Here is a 20327-nt window from a genome sequence, read left to right as displayed (position 1 = left end):
CGAAGGCGATGCAAACGGCGGCGAGCGGCGGTTGGTGGTCCAGCGCGCTGGCCTGGCTGCTCACCGGCGTGATCGGCGCGGTGGGCCTGTTGCTGGCCCAGCGCCGCCGGCTGGCGCTGGAACAGCTGGCGCTCAATGGCGCCAACCTGGGCCTGTGTGAATGGGGTATGCCCAGCGACCTGCGCAACTTCGACGCGCGCGCGGCCGCCATGCTCGGCCATGCGCCGGACGGCCTGGTGCTCGACCGCGCCGAATGGCAGGCGCTGATGCAACCCGACGACCTGGCCGTGCTTGACCAGGCGCTGGCGCAGCACCTGCTCGCGCGCAGCCGGCTGGCCGCGCCGTGCCGGTGCAGGAGCTGTTCAGGAACGCCAGAACGTCGATTGCGTTACCATCTATTTATCCACCCGAGGAGGCTTTGCCATGAGCAAGCAAGACAAACCGATCGGCAAGATCGCCCCCTACACCCACGCCGCCGCCGGCTGGGGCGCGCTGCGCCATGTGGCGCAAGGCATGCTGCGCGAACGCGTGCCGCCGGCCGGTATCGGCGCCTTGCTGGCGCAAAACCAGCCCGACGGCTTTGATTGCCCCGGCTGCGCCTGGCCCGACCGCGCGCACGCGTCGACCTTTGAATTCTGCGAAAACGGCGCCAAGGCGGTGGCGGCCGAAGCCACCAGCCGGCGCGTCACCGCCGCATTCTTTGCCGCGCCCGACCACACTGTCACCGAGCTGCTGCGCCAGTCCGACCATGAACTGGAACACCATGGCCGTTTGACGCAACCGATGGTGTACGACCCCGCCAGCGACCGCTATGTGCCGGTTTCCTGGGATGACGCGTTTGCGCTGGTGGCGCGCGAACTCCATGCGCTTGACGACCCGGACCAGGCGGCGTTCTATACCTCGGGGCGCGCCAGCAACGAGGCGGCGTTTTTGTACCAGCTGTTTGCGCGCGCCTACGGCACCAATAACTTCCCGGATTGCTCGAACATGTGCCATGAGGCGACCAGCCGCGGCCTGCCGCCGGTGGTCGGCGCGGGCAAGGGCACGGTCACCCTGGATGACTTCGAACACGCCGACGCGATTTTGATCTTCGGCCAGAATCCCGCCACCAACCATCCGCGCATGCTGGGCGAACTGCGCGCCTGCGCCAAACGCGGCGCCACCATCGTGTCGATCAATCCGCTGCGCGAACGGGGCCTGGAGCGCTTTGCCGATCCGCAGGCGATGGGCGAAATGCTGACCGGCGGCAGCACCCATATCGCTACGCTGTTTATCCAGCCGCGCCTGGGCGGGGACCTGGCATTGCTCAAGGGCGTGGCCAAGCGGCTGCTGGAAATGGACGATGCGGCCGCCCTGGAGGGGGCGCACCGGCTGCTGGACCTGGACTTCATCGCTGCGCATACGGCGTTTTTCGACGCTTTTGCCGCCGATCTGCGCGGCGAAGCTTGGGATGTGCTGGTGGCGGAAGCTGGCGTGCCGTACGCCCAGATCGCGCAGCTGGCCGGGATTTACGCGCGCAGCGAACGGGTGATCGCCACCTGGGGCATGGGCATCACCCAGCACAAGCACGCGGTGGCCACCATCCAGATGCTGAGCAATCTGATGCTGATGCGCGGCAATATCGGCCGGCCCGGCGCCGGCCTGTGCCCGGTGCGCGGCCACTCGAACGTGCAGGGCGACCGTACGGTCGGCATCGAGGAGCAGCCCACCGCCGCTTTCCTGGACCGGCTGCGGCGGGTGTATGGCTTCGAGCCGCCGCGCCACCACGGCCACGATGTGGTGGCGACGATCGCCGCCATGGAGCAGGGCAAAGTAAAAGTATTTATCGGCCTGGGCGGCAATTTTGCCGTCGCCACGCCCGACACGCCGCGCACCTTTGCCGCCCTGCGTTCGTGCGCCCTGACGGTGCAGATCATCACCAAGCTCAATCGCAGCGCGCTGGTGCATGGCCGCGCAGCGCTGATCCTGCCGACCCTGGGCCGCACCGAGATCGACCTGCAACAGGGCGTGGCGCAGGGTGTGACGGTGGAAGACTCGATGAGCATGGTGCATGTGTCGTACGGACGCAATGCGCCGGCTTCGCCGGAGCTGCTGTCGGAAGTGGCGATCGTCTCGCGCATGGCCGAGGCGACCCTGGGCGCCGGCGAGGGGCAGGGCCGCGATGGTCTTCCCTGGCCGGCCTGGCGCGGCGACTACGCCCTGATCCGCGACGAGATCGAAAAAGTGTTCGACGATTTCCACGATTACAACCAGCGCATCGCCGTGCCGGGCGGTTTTCACCTGACGGTGGCGCCGCGCCACCGCACCTGGCATACGGCCAGCGGCAAGGCGCAATTCGCCGTGCATGCGGTGCCGCGCGATACGCCGATTTCGCGCGCGCGCCAGCAGCACGGCGAGCGCCTGCTGGTGATGATGACCACCCGTTCCCACGACCAGTACAACACCACCATCTATGCGCTCGATGACCGCTACCGGGGCGTGTTCGGCATGCGCCGCGTGATTTTCATCCACGCCGACGATATCGCCATGCTGGGCATGCGGGCCGGCGACTGGGTCGACGTGAAAAGCGTGTGGGACGATGGCGTGGAGCGGCGCGCCGACGGCTTCATGCTGGTGGCCTACGACATTCCCCGCGGCTGCGTGGCGGCGTATTACCCGGAAACCAATGCGCTGGTGCCGCTGGCCAGCGTGGCCGACGGCGCCGGCACGCCGACCTCGAAATCGATTCCGGTGCTGTTGTTCCCCGGGCGCATGCCGGAAGGAGGAGGGCGCTAGGCACTTTTATTATGTGTCGGCCGGCCAAAACTATACTTTCGTATAGCGCACTTATCTTTCTTGCCATATTAAAATGCCGTGGAAGAAAATAATGGCTCAGAAAGGTCAGGCATGACACGTGTTCGAGGCAGTCCTTTACTCTCCATCCTGCTCGTTGGCGTCACCTTGCTCATTTTTGCGGTCGACGCCTTTACCGATCTCGATGTCGCCATCGCCGTCATGTACGTGGTGGTGGTGCTGCTGTCGGCCAGCGTATGGGGCCGCCGCGGCGTGATCCTGACCACCGTGCTGTGCCTGGCGCTGACCTTGCTGGCCTACGGCATGATCCATGTCTCGATCTTTTCCGGGCCGGCCTCGGGCCGGCTGATGGTCAGCCTGGCGGCGATCGGCATCACGGCGTTCCTGGCGCTGACGGGGCAGGCCGCCACCGAACGCCTGCTGGCGCGCGAGCAGGCGCTGCGCCGCAGCGAAGCCTTCCTGGCCGGCACCCAGCGCATCAGCCGCACGGGCAGCTTCAGCTTCACGGCGCCCGAAGCGCGCCTGTACTGGTCGGAAGAGGCGGCGCGCATCTATGGCTATCCGGCCAGCCAGCCGCCGACCGTCGAGATGCTGCTCGAGCGCACCATGCCTGACGACCGCCCGCTGGTGCGCGCGGCGGTCGAGCAGGTGATGCGCTGCGAAGGCGAACTCGATGTGCGCCACCGCCTGCAGCTGCCCGACGGCAGCATCAAATACGTGCACGTGCTGGCCCACCCGACCTATGACCAGGACGATCACTGCGAATACCTCGGTGCGCTGATGGACGTGACGGCGTCGGTGCTGGCCGAACAGGCGCTGCACGAATCGCAGGTACAGCTGGCCCACGTGACGCGCGTGACCATGCTGGGCGAACTGGCCGCCTCGATCGCCCATGAAGTGAACCAGCCGCTGGCGGCGATCGCCACCAACGGCGAAGCGAGCCTGCGCTGGCTGAACCGCCCGCAGCCGAATCTGGACGAAGCCTGCGCGGCGATCGCCAGCCTGCTCGAAGCGAGCCGGCGCGCCACCGAAGTGATACAGCGCATCCGCGCGCTGGCGCGGCGCAGCGACCCGAATCACCTGCCGCTCGACTTCAATGCGGTGGCCGAGGAAGCGTCCGCGCTGGTGCGGCGCGAATTGAGCAGCCACGCCGTCAGCCTGCGCCTGGAACTGGCGCCCGGCCTGCCGCCCGTGTATGGCGACAAGGTGCAGCTGCAGCAAGTGCTGATCAACCTGATGATGAACGCCATGCAGGCGATGCAGGACTGCGAGGCCGGCAACGGCTCGCTGCTGCTGCGCACGGCCCAGGACGCCGATGGAGCGGTGCAGTGCCATATCACCGACAGCGGTCCCGGCATCGCCACCGAACACCTGCCGCACCTGTTCGAGGCGTTTTTCAGCACCAAGGCCGACGGCATGGGCATGGGCCTGCCGATCTGCCGCTCGATCGTCGAAACCCACGGCGGGCGCATCTGGGCCCGCAGCACGCCCGGGCAGGGCGCGACCCTGTCGCTGTCGCTGCCTTCGGCGGCCAGCGTCGACACGGAGGACGCATGAACGGCGCCAGCATGACGCAGGCGCCGCCGGGACTGGTGCATATCGTCGACGACGACGGCCCCTTGCGCGCGGCCATTTCCAGCCTGCTGCGTTCGAGCGGCCTGGCGGCGGCCGATTACGCCTCGGTGGCGCAGTTCCTGGCCCAGCCGCGCGCCGAAGTGGCCAGCTGCCTGCTGCTCGACGTGCGCCTGCAGGGCGTCTCGGGGCTGGACTTCCAGGCCGAACTGAACCGCGACGGCGTGCATCTGCCCATCATCTTCATGACCGGCCACGGCGACATCCCCATGTCGGTGCGCGCGATGAAGGCGGGCGCCCTCGATTTCCTGGCCAAGCCTTTCCGCGACCAGGACCTGCTCGACGCCGTCAACCTGGCCTTGGGCGCCGACCGCGAACGGCGCGCGCGCGCGCAGGCCGCGCAAGGCCTGCACGACTGCTACGCCAGCTTGACCCCGCGCGAGCGCGAAATCATGGCGCTGGCCGCCAGCGGCCTGATGAACAAGCAGATCGCCGGCGAACTGGGCACCAGCGAAATCACCGTCAAGATCCACCGCGGCAACGCCATGCGCAAGATGCAGGCGCGCACCTTTGCCGACCTGGTGCGCATGGCCGAGGCGCTGGGGATCGATACGGCACGCCGCAAGTAATCTCCCCCTATACCCTTGTATGATTTCGCGCTTGCCCTGCAGCCTGTAAAGTTCTCCCATACGTCATGTGGCCGCTTGACGCCACCGATACCAGGGAGTTTGCAGTGTCCGAGTCCGTTACCAACAATGTCCATATCGCCATCGTCGATGACCATGAATCCGTGCGCAGCGCGCTGGCCAGCCTGCTGCGCTCTTACGGCTACCTGACCAGCAGCTTCGACTCCGCCGAAAGCCTGCTGGCCGGCGCTCCTGCCGAGCACTATCAGTGCATCGTCACCGACCTGCAAATGCCGGGCATGAGCGGCATCGACCTGCTGGAGCAGCTGCGCCGCCAGGGCAGCGCGACGCCGTTGATCATGATCACGGCGTTTCCCGAGCCGGCCGTGCGCCAGCGCGTGCTGCAGTCGGGCGCTTCTTGCTTTCTCGGCAAGCCGTTTCAATCGAACGACCTGGTGCGCTGCATCCGCCAGGCCTGCAACGAAGTGTAACGCTCCAGGAAACCTTCATGCGCACTGTCTTCCACCATGCCACCGTCGTGCCGTCACTGCCAGCTCATCATCGGCTGCTGCGCCTGCCGTATGCACGCTGGTGTGTCCATGTTCTGCTGATGCTGGTGATCGCCGCCAGTATCGGCCTGTCGGTGGTGATGGAGCGCGCCAGCAGCGGCATCCGCAGCAGCATCGGTCCCTTGCTGGAACAAACGCAGTCGGGCGAAGGGGTGCGGCAGACCATCGAGGCGGACGGCGAGGCGGCCGAAAAAAATGCGCTGGGCATCACGCGCCTGGTACATCTGTTCGACCTGCTGGCGCTGCTGAGCAGCGGCTTTCTGCTGTATCACGTACGCGCCCGCTACCGCGTCGAGCAGCAGCTGGCGCACCACGCCGGCCACGATCCGCTCACGGGCCTGGCGCACCGCCGCGCGTTCGAAGCGCGCCTGCGCGGCCTGCCGGCCACGCCGCATGCGGTGGTGCTGGGCACCATCGACCGTTTTAACCACATCGTCGGCGGCCTCGGGCACAGTTTTGGCGACCGGATGATCGTCGGGCTGTTGGGGCGCATCCGCCAGGCGGCCGAGTGCAGCGGCGGCGAAGTGTACCGGCTCGACGGCGCCAATTTCGCCGTCCTGTACCAGTGGCCGCGCGACAGCGCGCAATTCGAGGCGGCGCTGTCGGCCCTGCGCGATGAAGTGGGCGTGCCTTACAGCTGGCAGGGCCACGAGATTTTCACCAGCCTGAGCCTGGGCGCCGTCAGCTATCCGCTGCATGGCCGCGAACCGGAAGCGCTGTTGCGCAACGCCGACGCGGCGCTGCAGCTGGCGCGCCGCGCCGGCGGCGACACCGTCGTGCATTACTCCGAAGAGATCAACGCCCAGGCCACCCAGCGCATCGCCACTGAATCAGCGCTGCGCCACGCCATCGAGCGCGGCGAGCTGGAACTGCATTACCAGCCGCAGCAGGCGCTGGGCGACGATGCGCTGGTCGGCTTCGAGGCGCTGCTGCGCTGGCGCCGCGACGGCCAGCTCGTGCCGCCCGACCAGTTCATTGCCCTGGCCGAAGAGTCCGGCCTGATCGTGCCGATCGGCGCCTGGGTGCTGGAACAAGCCTGCCGCCAGCTGCAGGCCTGGCAGCGGCAGGGCATGGCGCTGCCGGTCGCCGTGAATATCTCGCCGCGCCAGTTCGCCGCGCCCGGCTTCCTGGCGCACCTCGAAGCGCTGCTGGCCGAAAGCGGCATCGATCCAACACTGCTGGAACTGGAAATTACGGAAGGCGTGATGATGGAAGACGCGGAAGGCGCGATCGCCTTGCTCAAGCGGCTGCGCGCCCTGGGACTGCGCCTGGCCATCGACGACTTCGGCACCGGCTACTCCAGCCTGGCCTACCTGTCCCGCTTCCCGATCGACAAGCTCAAGATCGACCAGTCCTTCGTGCGCAATATGGCCAGCGTGTGCGAACAGCGCGCCATCGTGCAGGCCACCATTGGCCTCGGCCACAGCCTGGGCCTGTCGGTGATCGCCGAAGGAGTGGAAACCGACGAGCAGCGCAGCTTGCTGTGCGGCTGGCAGTGCGACCAGATCCAGGGCTATTACTACAGCCGGCCATTGACGGCGGTGGCGGCCAGCCGATTTTTACAAGACAGTTACCAGCAACAAGCTGCATAAACCATGAAAGGAACAGACACCATGAATTTGCAATCGCCATCGTCAGCCATGGACGAATCCGACGATGAAAAAATCGAAGTGGCCCGCATCCGCATCGGCCGCGCCAATGCGCAAAGCGCCGTGCTGGGCGCCTTTCGCGAAGCCGACCGCCTGCTCGGATCGTGGGTGCACGGTGCCGGCGACCAGGTCGACATCGACTTCGAAGTGACCTTCAACGACGGCTATGTGTTCAAGGGCCGCTATGAATTCTGGCGCAAGTCGCGCCGCCGGCCTTCCCTGAGCCGCCACGTGTACGAATCGTTCCTGGCGCTGTGGCAGGGTGGCGGCAGCGATATGTCGCGCTATGCGGTCAGTAACGCTTGAGCCTGTCGCGCCGGCTGCCCAGTGTCATCGCATATTCATGCGTAAACAAGGCGCCAAAGAAGAAGATCTGCGCCGAATAATAGATCCAGGTGATCAGCGCGACGATCGAGCCGGCCGCGCCGTAGGCATTGCCGAAGTCGCCGTGGCCCAGGTACAGGCCGATCAGCACCTTGCCGCCCATGAACAGGATGGCCGTCAGGATGGCGCCGACGATCACGTCGCCCCAGGCGATCGGCGTGGCCGGCAGGTATTTGTAGATCAAGGCGAAGATCACGGTGACGATCACCATCGACAGGCCGGACAGCGCATATTGCAGCAGCTTGCCCGGATCGGTCGGGTCGGCCCAGCTGCCTTGCAGCGCGGCCAGGCCGGCATTGACGGCCAGGGTCATCATCAGCATCAGGGCCAGCACCAGCAACAGGCCGAACGACAGGATGCGCTCCTTGACGAACAGCCAGACGCCCGAGCCTTCCGAGGGCGGGATCTGCCACAGCTCGTCGAGGCTTTCCTTCAGTTCCGCGAACGCGCTGGTCGCCGTGACCAGCACGATGACGCCCGAGATGATGCTGGCGGCCAGGCCTTCGTCGGCGCGCCTGGCGCCGGCAATGATGGCCTTTAACGCGTCGCCGCCCTGGGCGCCCGTCAGGCCCCCGAGTTCCGTCAGCAAGGCCCTGCGCACGGCGTTTTCGTCAAAGAAGATGCTGGCCAGGGCCACCACCAGGATCAGCATCGGCGCCAGCGAAAACAGCACGTACAGGGTCAGGGCGGCGCCCTTGCTCGAGGCGCGCCTGGACAGCCAGGCGTCGGCGGCGGCGCGCGCCATCTGCGCCAGCGCGTAGGCGTACGAGGCCGCGCCGCCGCGCCCCACGCGTTCGGCGATATGGATGCGGCGCTGGGCCAGGGCGTCTTGTTGTGCGATAGGCAGGCTTTTCAAAATGGGATTTCCTGGGCATGTAAAGCTGCAGCTTGCGCCTGGACGGTGCCGTGTTCCGTGCGCGTGCGCACGCTCTGCTACAGTGCAGTTTTGCAATGTGCAGGCAGGCCCATGCTTTTGTCAGATACCAATCAGCCCGGCCTCGCCGAACTCGATGCAGCCACCCTGGACGAGGCGCGCCGTTTCAACCGCCGCCTGGCCTGGGCGCCACGGCTGCGCATCCGCAACCGTGCCGTACCGATGCTGGTGCAGTCGCTGCTGCGCCTGGGGCAGGTGGCCGACGGCGCCAGGCTGGCGCGCGCCGGCGTGCGCGCCCGGCGACACATTGTGGACGCCGATGGCTTGAAGGTGCCGGTGCGCATCCTCGCCGGTGCGCGCCCGGCGCGCGCGGTGGTGCTCGATTTTCATGGCGGCGGCTGGGTCATCGGCAATGCGCAGATGAACGACCCGCTCAATATCGCTTTGGTGAAGGCTTGCGACGTGGCGGTGGTGTCGGTCGACTATCGCCTGATGCCGGCGCATACCTTGCAGGACATGCTCGATGACTGCCTGGCGGCCGCGCGCTGGCTGCTCGGCGGCGGGGACGATCCCGCATGGGTCGGTTTGCCGGTGTTGATCGTCGGCGAGTCGGCCGGCGGCCATCTGGCGGCGGCGACGTTGCTGCGGCTGAAAGCCTGGCCGCAGCTGCTGGCGCGCGTCAAGGGCGCGGTGCTGTATTACGGCGTGTACGACCTGGCCGCCACGCCCAGCGTGCGCGCGGCCGGCCCCGACACTTTGCTGCTGCATGGCCCCAGCATGGCCACGTCGATGCGCATGCTCACGCCTGGTTTGAGTGAAGAGGAGCAGCGCTTGCCACCCTTGTCGCCGCTGTACGGCGCGCTCGACGGCATGCCGCCGGCACTGATGGTCGCCGGCGAACGTGATCCGCTGCTGGACGATACGGTGCTGATGGCGCGGCGCTGGGAGGAAGTGGCGCAGGTGGAGCTGCACCTGCTGCCGGAAGCGGCGCATGGTTTTATCCGCTTTCCGATCGCGCTGGCGCGCCGGGTGCAGGCACGGACGCATCAGTGGATCAATGAGCGGATCGCCGCCGTCAAGCCGTCGTCCTGACCAGTTTGACGGCGATCGATTTCCCCGCCGGCACCATGCTCCCGACCGCATGGTGGGCCAGCGGCAGCAGCGGATTGCACTCGGGGTAGTAGCCGGCGATGCAGCCGGGCGGTACGTCGTAGGCGACCAGGCGCAGGCCATCGACGCGGCGTGTGACGCCATCGGGCGCCACGCCCAGCACGTCGACCAGCACGCCTTCCGCAAAACCGAGGCGGCGGATGTCGCCGGCGTTCACCAGCAGCACGCGGCGTCCGCCATAAATGCCGCGGAAACGGTCGTCCTCATTGTAGATGGTGGTATTGAACTGGCTGTCGCTGCGGATGGTAAACAGGCGCAGCACGTCGCCGCCGGGCTGGGCCTGGTCCGGGTCTTCCAGCAGGGTTTCGGGCGTGATGAAGTTGGCCAGGCCGTTCGGCGTCTTCCATACGCGCTGCGAGGCCGGCACCGGGCGGCGAAAACCGCCGGGCTGCCACATGCGGGCGTTGAAATCATGGAAGATGTCGGGGTAGGTGGTGGCGATCGCCTCGCGCACGGTGGCGTAGTCGGCCACCCAGGCGTCCCATGGCGCCAGTGCAAAGCGATCCGGCGGCAGCATGGCGCGCGCCAGGGCGGCGACAATCGCCGGCTCCGAGCGCAAGGTGGCGGCGGCCGGTTCGGCCTTGCCGCGCGAGCCGTGCATGCAGCCGGTGCTGTCTTCGACCGACACCGCCTGCTCGCCGCTGGCCTGGCGGTCGATCTCGATGCGGCCCAGGCAGGGCAGCAGATACGACGCCGCCCCCGGCACCAGGTGGCTGCGATTGAGCTTGGTGGCGATCTGCACCGACAAGCGCAGCTTGTTCCAGGCCGGTTCGAGCACGTCGGTGTCGGGCGCGGCGCGCAGGAAATTGCCGCCCAGGCTGATGAAAGCCTGCACCGAGCCATCGAGCATGCCCTCGCAGGCGGTGACGGTATTGCGTCCTTTATCGCGCGGCGGCTCGAAGCCATATTGTTTTTTCAGCTGGTCGAGCGGCGCCAGTTCCGGCTTTTCCGTGATGCCCACCGTGCGCTGGCCCTGCACGTTCGAGTGACCGCGCACCGGGCAGATGCCGGCGCCCGGCTTGCCGATATTGCCGCGCAATAGCAGCAAATTGGACAGCATCTGCACGTTGCGCACGCCGTGGCGGTGCTGCGTCAGGCCCATGCCGAAAATGCCGATCACGCGCTGCGCGCCGGCATAGGTGGCGGCGGCGGTCTCCAGGTCGGCGCGGGCCAGGCCCGATTCGCTTTCGATGGCTGTCCACGCGGCGGCGCGCGCCGCATGGGCGAATTCCACCAGGCCCGAGGTATGCTCGTCGAGGAAAGCCACGTCGAGCACGCGCACGCTGCCGGTGGTCTGCGCCAGATCGTCAGCCTCGATCAGCGCCTTGCACAGTCCCATCAGCGCCGCGCTGTCGCCGCCCGCTTTCACTTGCAGGTACTGGGTGGTGATCTGCGTTTCGGCAGGGCTCAGCATTTCGGCCGGCGACTGCGGGTTGGCAAAATGCAGCAAGCCCGTTTCGCGCAGGGGATTGAAGGTAATCACCGGGATGCCGCGCTTGCGCGCCTGTTGCAGCTGGTGCAGCATGCGCGGGCTGTTGGTGCCGACGTTCTGGCCGAAGAACAAGATGCAGTCGGTCTGCTCGAAGTCGTCCAGCACCACGGTGCCGATCGGCACGCCGATGGTCCTGGGCAGCGCCACCGAGGTGCTTTCGTGGCACATGTTCGAGCTGTCGGGCAGGTTGTTGTTGCCATACATGCGCACGGCCAGCTGGTACATATACGACGTTTCCAGCGAGGCGCGACCGGAACTGTAGAACACCACGCTTTTCGGGTCCATGGCGCGCAGTTCCGCGCCGATGGCCTCGAACGCCGCCTCCCAGCTGGTTTCCTGGTAGCGGTCGGTAGCCGCATCCCAGCGCATGGGCACCGTCAGCCGGCCCACGCTTTCGAGTTCATGGTCGCTCCAGGTGCGCAGCTCGGCCAGCGCATGCTGGCTGAAAAAGTCGGCGCCGATCTTTTTGCTGGTGATTTCCCAGGCTGTCGCCTTGGCGCCGCTTTCGCAAAATTCGAACGGGTGCGGATTGGCCGGCTTGGCCCAGGCGCAGCCGACGCAGGCATAGCCGTCGGTCTTGTTCTGGTGCAGCATCAGGCTGCCGCCCTTGAACAGCACGCCTTCGGTCAGCAGCGCGGCGCCCACCTCCTTGACGGAACCCCAGCCGCCGGCGGGATGAGGGTAGGGATCGGGTTGGCTGGTATTGCTCATGGCGGGCTCCGCGGTAATGGTTATCCTGCACGGTACGGGCGATTGCTCCCGGGCTCTGTGCTGCGCTTCACCTTCGGAGTAAGATGGCGCATAGTCAAAAAGGGGTATCAGGTGCGATTGCTGCTGGTGGAAGACGATCCGATGATAGGCGAGAGCCTGGTCGATGGCCTGCGTGGCGAAAGCTATGCGGTGGACTGGGTGCGCGACGGCCGCGAAGCCGGGCTGGCGCTGGACGGTTTTGACTACGACCTGATGCTGCTCGACCTGGGTTTGCCCGGCCTGCAGGGCATGGACGTGCTGCGCGCGGCGCGCCAGCGTGGCGCCGATCTGCCGGTGCTGATCATCACCGCGCGCGACGGCACGCCGGCCCGCGTGGCCGGCCTCGATGCGGGCGCCGACGACTACCTGGTCAAGCCCTTCGATCTGGACGAACTGCTGGCCCGCCTGCGCGCCTTGCTGCGCCGGCGCGGCGGGCGCACGCGCTCCGTGATCGAGCATGGCGGCCTGATACTGGACCTGGCCAGCCACGAGGCGACCTTTGACGGCGTGCCCGTGAAACTGGCGCGGCGCGAGTTTTCCGTGCTGCGCGCCTTGCTCGACCAGCCGGGCAAGGTGATCACCAAAAGCCAGTTCGAGGAAAAGCTGTACGGCTGGGACAGCGAGGTGGAAAGCAACACGGTCGACGTCTACATTTATCAACTGCGCAAAAAGTTTGGCGCCCAGTTCATCCAGACCGTGCGCGGCGTCGGCTACAAGATCCGTGTCGCGCCATGACCAGCATCCGCCACCGCCTGCTGCTGGGTCTGTTGGGCGCGACCCTGCTGTGCGTGCTGGGCGCCGGCACCGCGCTGTATTTTTCGCTGCTCGAAGAAACCAATGAGATCGGCGACCTGCAGCTGCGCCAGCTGGCCGTGGCGGTGCCCGGTGAATTTGCGCCCGACACGGGCCGCCCCTCGCCGCAGGACCCCGAGGAAGCGTTCGTGCTGCAGTCCTGGGGCGCCGATGGCGCGCCGCTGTACGCGGCCGCCGGCAAGCCGCGCCTGCCGCGCTATGCGCTCGACGGCTTTACCAAGGTGAAGGTCGACGGCTTGCGCTGGCGCCTGTATGGCGAAACGCGGCGCGGCCAGTACGTGCAGGTGGCGCAGACCATGCGCGTGCGGCGCCATCTTGCCGCCAGCATGGCCTGGCGCGCCGGCTCGCCCCTGCTGGTGTTTGCGCTGATGCTGGCGCTGATGATGGTGGTGGTGGTGCGCCGCGCGCTGCAGCCGCTCGACCGCCTGGCCGACAGTGTGGCCGGCCGCTCGCCCGATGCTTTGACGCCGTTGCCGGCCGGGCAGATGCCGCCCGAACTGCGGCCGGTGGTACTGGCCCTGAACGGCCTGATGCAAAAATTCGACGACGCCATCACCGCCCAGCGCACTTTTGTCGCCGACGCGGCGCACGAACTGCGCTCGCCATTGACGGCGCTGAAACTGCAGCTGCAGGTGGCCGAACGCGCCACCAGCGAGCCGGCGCGCGCGGTGGCATTGGCCAGGCTGCACGACAGGCTCGATCGCAGCACGCACCTGGTGCGCCAGTTATTGAGCCTGGCCCGCCACGAGGCGGCGCTGGCGCCCGGCCAGCTGCGCACGGTGGACCTGGGCCAGCTGCTGGCCGGCGCCGTGGCCGACCATGGCGCGCTGGCCGACAGCCGCGAAATCGATCTTGGCGTGGTGGCGCCGGCGCAGGTGCTGGTCGAGGGCGACCCCGACGGCTTGCAGGTGCTGTTGAATAACCTGGTCGACAATGCCCTGCGCTATACCCAGCCCGGCGGCACGGTGGACCTGCAGGCAGGCGTAGCGGGCGGACGCGCCATGCTGCGCGTGCGCGACAACGGCCCTGGCGTGCCGGAAGAACACCGCGTACGGCTGTTCGACCGCTTTTACCGGCCCGATGGCCACGACGCCTGGGGCTGCGGCCTGGGCCTGTCCATCGTGCGCAATATCGCCGACCACCACCACGCCGAGATCGACCTGGCAGAGAGCGGAGAAGGGCGGGGGCTGTGCGTAACGGTGTGGTTTGCTCTGGCGCAATCAGCTACCAGCGGCCGGACGCACTGAACGACAGCGCCAGCGCCTGCGCCTCCATCGGCCGCGCGATATGGTAGCCCTGCAGGTAGTGGCAACCCATCGCCTGCAGGATGGCCGCCTGCTGCGCCGTTTCCACGCCTTCGGCCACCACCTCCATGCCCAGGCTGCGACCCATGGAGACGATGGTGGCGGCCAGGTTGTGGCCGCGTTCGCCATGTTCGATCTGCATCACGAAGGAACGGTCGATCTTCAGCGTGTCGAGGCGAAAGCGGGCCAGGTAGGCCAGCGACGAGTAGCCGGTGCCGAAGTCGTCCAGCGACAGGCTGACACCGAGCGCTGACAGGCGCGACAGCGCCACCTGCACCTTGTCGGTGTCGTCCAGCAGCACGCGCTCGGTCAGCTCCAGTTCCAGTCGACGCGCCGGCAGTTGGTGTTCATCGAGGGCGCTGCGCACCTGGTCGATAAAAGCGCTGTCGAGCAGCTGGCGCGCCGAGACATTGATGCTGATCACCAGTTCTCCCATGGCGCCATCCCACTGCGCCAGCTGGCGGCAGGCTTGCCGCAACACCCAGTGGCCGAGGTCCACGATCAGCTCGCTGTCTTCCGCCACGGCGATAAAACGGTCGGGCGGCACCGTGCCCAGTTGCGCGCTGTGCCAGCGCAGCAGCGCTTCGACCTTGCGCAGCCGCCCGCCGTCGGCGGTGACGATGGGCTGGTAGAGCAGGCGCAATTCATCACGAGCGATCGCCTCGCGCAGCGCACCGTCGATGATCAGGGCTTCCCTGGCATGCGCCGTCATGTCGTCGTCAAAGAAGCGCAGCTGGCTGCGGCCGGTCTTCTTGGCCTCGTACATGGCAATGTCGGCATTGCGTATCAGCACGTCGGCGCTGGCGCCATGCTGCGGGTGGCAGGCCACGCCGATACTGGCCGAGACCGACAGCGCTTGCTGCGGCAAGGAAAATGGCGTCGCCACGGCGTCGAGGATGCGCTGGCCGACCATGCGCGCCATGGCCTCGCCGGCACAAGGCAGCACGATAATGAACTCATCGCCGCCAAAGCGCGCCACCAGGGCGTTGGCCGGCAGCGGGCCCTGCAGGCGCTGCGCGAACTGGCACAGCAGATGGTCGCCGGTTTCATGGCCGAAGGTGTCGTTGATGCGCTTGAAGCGGTCGAGGTCGATGAAGAACAGTGCGCAGTCACCCGGCCGCGCCTGTTGCAGGAGAAGCTCCAGCGCCTGGATCAGTCCATGGCGGTTGAGCAAGCCTGTTACCGGATCATGGTGGGCCGCGCGGTGCAGCAGCGCGTCTTTCTTTTGCCGCTCGCTGATATCGAACAGCTGCACCATGCAATACAGCTGGCCGCTTTCGATATAGGGCGAGGCGATCAGTTCCAGCGGCACCCGCTGGCTGTTCTCCAGCGCGATGGTGGCTGTTTCGATAAACGGATAGGCGCCGTGGGCCGCTTCGAAGCGGCGGAAATAGGCGGCCGCGGCATCGCGCGACTCGAACAGCCTTTGCTCGACCACATGCGTGCCGATCAGGGCGGCGGCGTTCGCACGGCCCAGCAGCGTGGCGCAGCGCTCATTGGCGACCTGGATAAGGCCGCTGCCATCGTGGATCAGGAAGCCACTGCTGAGGCTGTCGATGGTGTGCACATAGCGGTGACGGATCTTTTCCTGCACCGCATGGATCAGGCACAACACGCAGGTGGTCTTGATGGCGATCGAATACACAAACCAGGATTCGTAGTCGGGCGGTATCCAGCCCAGCGAATTGGCCAGGTTGTACAAGCCGCGCACGACCAGGGCCATGCCAAGGAAACGGTAGCGGTTGCGATGCATGGCCAGCCGCAGGCCCGACCATACCATCGCCACACCGAGCATGGTGGCCGTCAGCCATTCCGCGCGCAAAGGCTGGCCTTCCCAAAGCCCGTACAGGCCGATCACGCCCAGGCCGCATGCCAGCATGAGCGGACGCAGATGGCGCCGCTGCAGCTTGCCCAGAAAATACTCGGTGCCGCCGACGAAGCCGGCCACGGCGCCGCACAAGCTCGTTGCCGCGATCAGATAGTGCATCGATGCGTGCTCGCCGAGCACCCAGCTGGCCGAACCGAGGCTGAGCGCCAGCTGGCCGCCGGCCCACAGCAGCGCATGCCATTCGCTGCGCTGCCTGGCCCACAGGAACAGCAGGATGGCGATCAGGATGGCGTCTGCCGCCAGCGAAAACAGGATATAGGTCTGTGGTGCCATGGATGATGGGATGAGCGCCAGGACCGCAGGGATTTGTCCATGGCAAGCTCATCTTAACCCAGGTGCCGGGCTGGCGATAGAGTGGCCCACTGCGTCGACTTTGGCGATCACCACACGGCAGCTGGCAAGGCCGTCAAGATCAGCGGCATCGTGCCCGACGGCGTGTACGCAAACAACCGGCTTCAGGCTGGCGATACGGCGCGATCGCAAGGCAATATGGCGCAGGCACAAAAAAAGCGGAGACTACCTTCAGGCAGCCTCCGCTTTTTCATGACCATCGAGAATCAAGCCAGTTCGGTCACGAACTCTTCTTGCGGACGACGCACTTTTTCCAGGTTCTGCAGCCAGTCGCCTTCGCCGGCGCGGTAGCCCAGCGGCAGGATCACCACCGAGCGCAGTCCGCGTGCGCTCAAGCCCAGGATCTCGTCAACCTTGGCCGGATCAAAGCCTTCCATCGGTACCGAGTCGACTTTCTCCTGCGCTGCGGCGATCAGGGCCGTGCCGACGCCGATATAGGCCTGGCGCGCCGCGTGCTGATAGTTGGTTTCGGCGTCGCGCTGCGGATAGCTGCCCAGGATCTGCTGGCGGTAGGCTTCCCAGCCTTCGTTCTTGAAGCCGCGCACGGTATTGACCAGGTCAAACATATGGTTGATACGTTCCACCGTGTAATTGTCCCACGCGGCAAACACCAGCAGGTGCGAGCAGTCGGTCACTTGGGCCTGGTTCCAGGCGTGCGGCTTGATCTGCGCGCGCAGGTCCGGGTTGGTCACGACGAACACTTCATACGGCTGCAGGCCGCTGGAACTGGCCGTCAGGCGCACCGCTTCCACGATGCGGTCGACTTTTTCTTGCGGTACCGTTTTCGACGGATCCATTTTTTTGGTGGCATAACGCCATTGCAAGTCTTGCAGCAAATCGGACATGGAATTCTTTCTTTTGTGAATGGTTAAGAATAGAAATGATAGCGGATTCGGCGATTTCAAGTGCGGCGCGTGCCGAAATCGCCTGTGCCGCTGTGGTGACTGCTGGTTACAGGCCCACCATGTCCAGCTCCTGCTGCGGATGGCGGCGCGCCATGCTCGACCGGCCATTTGACGGTCAGTACGGCGCCACCGGCCGCGCCGCGTGCGCAACTGGCGCTGCCGCCATGGGCGCGCGCGATGGCCTCGACCACCGCCAGGCCAAGGCCGGTGCCGGCGTGCAGCTCGGACCTGGCGGCGTCGCCGCGGCGGAAGGCTTCGAATACGTGCGGCGCCAGCTCGTCGGGGATGCCAGGTCCTGCGTCTTCGAGCTGCAGAAGGTACAGACCGTCTTCCACGCGCGTGCCGAGTAGCAATTGGCCCGCATGCGCGTAGCGGCGCGCGTTGTCGAGCAGGGCCAGCACGACTTGCCGCATGCGCGCCGCATCGCAGCGCACCGGGTGGCCGGACAAGTCCAGGCGCAAGGCAAAGCCGGCCGCCGCCAGCTCCGGCTCCAGCAGCCGGGCCACTTCCTCGATTTCCAGCACCAGGTCGGTCCAGGTCAGGCGCAGCTGCATGTGGCCGCTGTCGGCCAGGCTCAGGGTGCGCAAGTCTTCGATCAGCCGGCCCAGGCCTTCGACTTGCGACAGCAGGGCTGGAAACTCCACCTCTTCGGGCTTGAAGACGCCGTCGACCACGCCCTGCAGGGTGCCGCGCAGGATGGTGACGGGGGTGCGCAATTCATGCGCGATGGCCGCGTTCCAGGTCTGGCTTTCGCGCTCGCCCCGTTCGAGCCGTTCGGCCATGCTGTTGAAGTCGTCTACCAGGATGGCGGTTTCGCCCAGGCTGCGGTCGCCGGCCACGGCGCGCGCGGCCAGGTCGCCATGGGCCACGCGGCGCACGCTGTCCATCACGGAATTGATCGGCGTGAGAATGCGGGAAGCGAGCTTGACGGCGAAAAAGGCCGCCAGCAGCAGGCCGAAGATGGTGATGGACAGTATCCACAGCCATTCCACCGTGGTCGGAGAAAAATCGTCGGGCTCGGACAGCATGGCCGGATCGATCTTGAAGGCGATGGCGAAAAAGATCCACGAGCCTATCCAGATCAGCAGGATGCTGCATACCATCAGTACCGACATCGACAGCACGATCTGCCGGTTCAGGCCTGTCAGCCGCATCACGCTTCGCCTATCACGCTTCGCCCTCCAGGCGGTAACCCACGCCGCGCAGGCTGACCGGCATGTTGGCCACGCCCGCTTCCTCGAGCTTCTTGCGCAGCTTGCTGACATGGCTGTCCACCGTGCGCTCCAGCGTATTGCCTTCGGGCAGGCATGCTTCCAGCAGTTCGAGCCGGCTGCACACGCGCCGCGGCGTGCGCGCCAGGTGGGCCAGCAGGCGAAATTCGGTCAGGGTCAAATTCAAGGGCGTCGCCGCGCCGCCTTGCACCACGCTGGCGGCATAGCTTTCGTGGTCGATCTCGATCGGGCCGCAGCGCAGCCGCGCCGGCGCCGCTTCGGCCGGGCGGGCGCGCGAACGGCGCAGCACGGCCGCGACCCTTGCCACCACCTCGGCCGGATTGAACGGCTTGACGATATAGTCGTCGGCGCCGACGCGCAGCGCCGCCAGCTTGTCGGCGTCCTGGTCGCGCGCCGTCAACATGATGACGGGCGTGTCGCCGCGCCGGCGCACTTGCATGAGCACCTCCCAGCCGTCGGCAAGCGGCATCTGCACGTCGAGCAGCAGCAGGTCGGGCGCCAGCGCCAGGTGCTGCGCCAGCGCCTGGCGGCCATCAAGCGCGAAGGCCGTGCGGTAGCCATCGCGCTCGAGGTAGCCGGCCAGGATGCGGGCGATCTGCGGCTCGTCTTCGGCGATCAGGACCAGCGGGGAGGAGGTGTCGGGCAAGCGGTTCATGCGCGCAGTCTAGCACCGTTCATGCTCTCCATCGTATCTCCACATTTCCTCGACGATGGTTCCACACAGGGTCTTTATGCTGATGAGATCAGTCGACCGGACCGCCGGTCGGGATACGCCACAGAGAAAGACCATGCACCCGAACCGCCTCCTGAAAACCCCTCTCGTCACCATGGCCGCCTTGCTCGGCCTTGCCGCCTGTTCCCGACCGCAGGAAGCGCCGCCGGCCGCGCCGCCACCGTCGGTCACGGTGCTCAAGCTGCAAGCCGCGCCGGTGGTGCTGAGCGACGAACTGCCCGGTCGCGTGGCCGCCTTTCGCACGGCCGATATCCGCCCACAGGTGGGCGGCATCGTGCTGCGCCGCCTGTTCGAACAGGGTGCGGACGTGAAAGCGGGGCAAAAGCTGTTCCAGCTGAACGCGGCGCCGTTCCAGGCCGAGACCGATGCGGCCGCCGCCGCGCTGCAAAGCGCGCAGGCCACCGCCAACCGCGCCGGCGTGCAGGCCGAGCGCCTGAAACCGTTGATGGAGGCCGACGCCATCAGCCGGCAAGCCTATGACGATGCGGTGGCCCAGCGCGAGCAGGCCGTGGCCAGCGTGGCGCAGGCGCGCGCTGCGCTGGCGCGGCGCCGGCTGGACCTGGCGTTCGCCAGCATCGACGCGCCGATCGCCGGGCGCATCGGCGCCGAACTGGTGACCGAAGGCGCGCTGGTCGGCGCCACCGACACCGCGCCGATGGCGCGCGTCGAACAGATCGACAAGGTCTACGTGGACGTGCGCCAGCCTGCGGCCAGGCTGGCGGCCCTGCACGCCGCCGGCGCCAGTGGCGTTGACAAGCTGCCCGTCACCATTCTCGGCGCCGACGGCAAGGCTTATGCGCAGGCGGGCCGCATTGTGTTTTCCGGCACCAGCATCGACGCCGGCACCGGTGACGCCATCATTCGCGTGCTGGTCGACAATCCGCAGCGCGCGCTGTTGCCCGGCATGTTCGTGCGCGCCCGCATCGCGCGCGCCCAGCAGGCCCACGGCCTGCTGGTGCCGCAGCAGGCCGTGCTGCGCGCCGGCGACGGACAGGCGCAGGCCTGGGTGCTGGACCAGGCCAACAAGGCCAGCCTGCGTCCGGTCACGGTCGGCGACGTCATCGATCACCAGTATGTGGTGAGCGGTGGCCTGAAAGCGGGCGAAACGGTGGTGGTCGAAGGCCAGGAACGGCTGCAGGCAGGCAGTGTGGCCGCGCCGAAGACCTGGCGGCCAGCTGCTGTGCAAGCGAGCGCCGCTGCCGCGCCCACTCATTGAACCGCA

General features: G+C 66.8%; 17 protein-coding genes. 11 read left to right on the top strand and 6 right to left on the bottom strand.

Annotated elements, in window-relative coordinates; translation table 11 throughout:
* Nucleotides 1–8 precede the first annotated feature (8 nt).
* The 7 genes from ASR47_RS28395 (at nucleotide 9) to ASR47_RS19765 (ending at nucleotide 7515) form a co-directional block, all read left to right on the top strand.
* Nucleotides 9–584 (top strand): PAS domain-containing protein, encoded by a 576-nt coding sequence (locus ASR47_RS28395; protein ID WP_245714418.1) that lies wholly within the window; start codon nucleotides 9–11, stop codon nucleotides 582–584.
* Entirely contained in the window at nucleotides 502–2775 is a 2274-nt protein-coding gene (locus ASR47_RS19790; RefSeq protein WP_245714425.1) for an FdhF/YdeP family oxidoreductase, read from the top strand. Before ASR47_RS28395 ends, ASR47_RS19790 begins: the two co-directional genes overlap by 83 nt.
* Nucleotides 2776–2886: 111 nt before the next feature.
* Nucleotides 2887–4350 carry a sensor histidine kinase gene (locus tag ASR47_RS19785; RefSeq protein ID WP_065309488.1) on the top strand — a complete coding sequence of 488 codons (1464 nt, stop codon included), beginning with the start codon at nucleotides 2887–2889 and terminating at the stop codon, nucleotides 4348–4350.
* Nucleotides 4347–4994 carry a response regulator transcription factor gene (locus tag ASR47_RS19780; protein WP_065309487.1) on the top strand — a complete coding sequence of 216 codons (648 nt, stop codon included), beginning with the start codon at nucleotides 4347–4349 and terminating at the stop codon, nucleotides 4992–4994. Before ASR47_RS19785 ends, ASR47_RS19780 begins: the two co-directional genes overlap by 4 nt.
* A gap of 104 nt (nucleotides 4995–5098) precedes the next feature.
* The gene (locus ASR47_RS19775; protein WP_245714417.1) at nucleotides 5099–5482 is read left to right on the top strand and encodes a response regulator transcription factor; all 384 of its coding nucleotides are present in this window, start codon (nucleotides 5099–5101) and stop codon (nucleotides 5480–5482) included.
* Between the two features lie 17 nt (nucleotides 5483–5499).
* Nucleotides 5500–7152 carry a putative bifunctional diguanylate cyclase/phosphodiesterase gene (locus ASR47_RS19770; RefSeq protein ID WP_065309486.1) on the top strand — a complete coding sequence of 551 codons (1653 nt, stop codon included), beginning with the start codon at nucleotides 5500–5502 and terminating at the stop codon, nucleotides 7150–7152.
* 21 nt (nucleotides 7153–7173) lie between these two features.
* Nucleotides 7174–7515, top strand: coding sequence for a hypothetical protein (locus tag ASR47_RS19765; protein ID WP_065309485.1), 342 nt, complete (start codon nucleotides 7174–7176; stop codon nucleotides 7513–7515).
* Here the strand turns inward: ASR47_RS19765 and ASR47_RS19760 are convergent.
* Nucleotides 7502–8449 (bottom strand): YihY/virulence factor BrkB family protein, encoded by a 948-nt coding sequence (locus ASR47_RS19760; protein ID WP_065309484.1) that lies wholly within the window; start codon nucleotides 8447–8449, stop codon nucleotides 7502–7504. The genes ASR47_RS19765 and ASR47_RS19760 overlap by 14 nt on opposite strands.
* 111 nt (nucleotides 8450–8560) lie before the next feature.
* Between ASR47_RS19760 and ASR47_RS19755 the strand changes: the two genes are divergently transcribed.
* Nucleotides 8561–9559, top strand: a complete 999-nt coding sequence (locus ASR47_RS19755; protein WP_065309483.1) for an alpha/beta hydrolase — start codon at nucleotides 8561–8563, stop codon at nucleotides 9557–9559.
* On the opposite strand, the gene ASR47_RS19750 is transcribed toward ASR47_RS19755, so the two are convergent.
* Entirely contained in the window at nucleotides 9543–11840 is a 2298-nt protein-coding gene (locus ASR47_RS19750; protein ID WP_065309482.1) for an FdhF/YdeP family oxidoreductase, read from the bottom strand. The genes ASR47_RS19755 and ASR47_RS19750 overlap by 17 nt on opposite strands.
* A 111-nt stretch (nucleotides 11841–11951) precedes the next feature.
* On the opposite strand from ASR47_RS19750, the gene ASR47_RS19745 reads away from it, so the two are divergent.
* Both ASR47_RS19745 and ASR47_RS19740 read left to right on the top strand, forming a co-directional pair.
* Nucleotides 11952–12614: a response regulator transcription factor gene (locus ASR47_RS19745; protein WP_065309481.1), complete on the top strand. Its 663-nt coding sequence runs from the start codon at nucleotides 11952–11954 to the stop codon at nucleotides 12612–12614.
* A complete protein-coding gene (locus ASR47_RS19740; protein WP_065309480.1) occupies nucleotides 12611–13939 on the top strand; it encodes an ATP-binding protein in 1329 nt (442 codons plus the stop codon). Before ASR47_RS19745 ends, ASR47_RS19740 begins: the two co-directional genes overlap by 4 nt.
* On the opposite strand, the gene ASR47_RS19735 is transcribed toward ASR47_RS19740, so the two are convergent.
* The 4 genes from ASR47_RS19735 to ASR47_RS19720 all read right to left on the bottom strand — a co-directional run bounded on the left by ASR47_RS19735 (nucleotide 13917) and on the right by ASR47_RS19720 (nucleotide 19027).
* On the bottom strand, nucleotides 13917–16157 hold the full coding sequence (locus tag ASR47_RS19735; RefSeq protein ID WP_082989055.1) for a putative bifunctional diguanylate cyclase/phosphodiesterase: 2241 nt from the start codon (nucleotides 16155–16157) through the stop codon (nucleotides 13917–13919). The genes ASR47_RS19740 and ASR47_RS19735 overlap by 23 nt on opposite strands.
* A gap of 284 nt (nucleotides 16158–16441) precedes the next feature.
* The gene (locus ASR47_RS19730) at nucleotides 16442–17080 is read right to left on the bottom strand and encodes an NAD(P)H-dependent oxidoreductase (RefSeq protein WP_065309479.1); all 639 of its coding nucleotides are present in this window, start codon (nucleotides 17078–17080) and stop codon (nucleotides 16442–16444) included.
* A 56-nt stretch (nucleotides 17081–17136) separates the two neighbouring features.
* A complete protein-coding gene (locus ASR47_RS19725) occupies nucleotides 17137–18294 on the bottom strand; it encodes an ATP-binding protein (protein ID WP_065309478.1) in 1158 nt (385 codons plus the stop codon).
* Nucleotides 18295–18307: 13 nt separating this feature from the next.
* Nucleotides 18308–19027, bottom strand: a complete 720-nt coding sequence (locus ASR47_RS19720; RefSeq protein WP_065309477.1) for a response regulator — start codon at nucleotides 19025–19027, stop codon at nucleotides 18308–18310.
* A gap of 133 nt (nucleotides 19028–19160) precedes the next feature.
* On the opposite strand from ASR47_RS19720, the gene ASR47_RS19715 reads away from it, so the two are divergent.
* Nucleotides 19161–20321 carry an efflux RND transporter periplasmic adaptor subunit gene (locus ASR47_RS19715; protein WP_065309476.1) on the top strand — a complete coding sequence of 387 codons (1161 nt, stop codon included), beginning with the start codon at nucleotides 19161–19163 and terminating at the stop codon, nucleotides 20319–20321.
* The last annotated feature ends 6 nt before the right edge of the window (nucleotides 20322–20327 follow it).

Source organism: Janthinobacterium psychrotolerans, from assembly GCF_001677885.1.
Lineage (GTDB): Bacteria > Pseudomonadota > Gammaproteobacteria > Burkholderiales > Burkholderiaceae_D > Janthinobacterium > Janthinobacterium psychrotolerans.
Note: the sequence above shows the minus strand (reverse complement) of the source record. Positions and strands in the feature narration are given on the sequence as shown.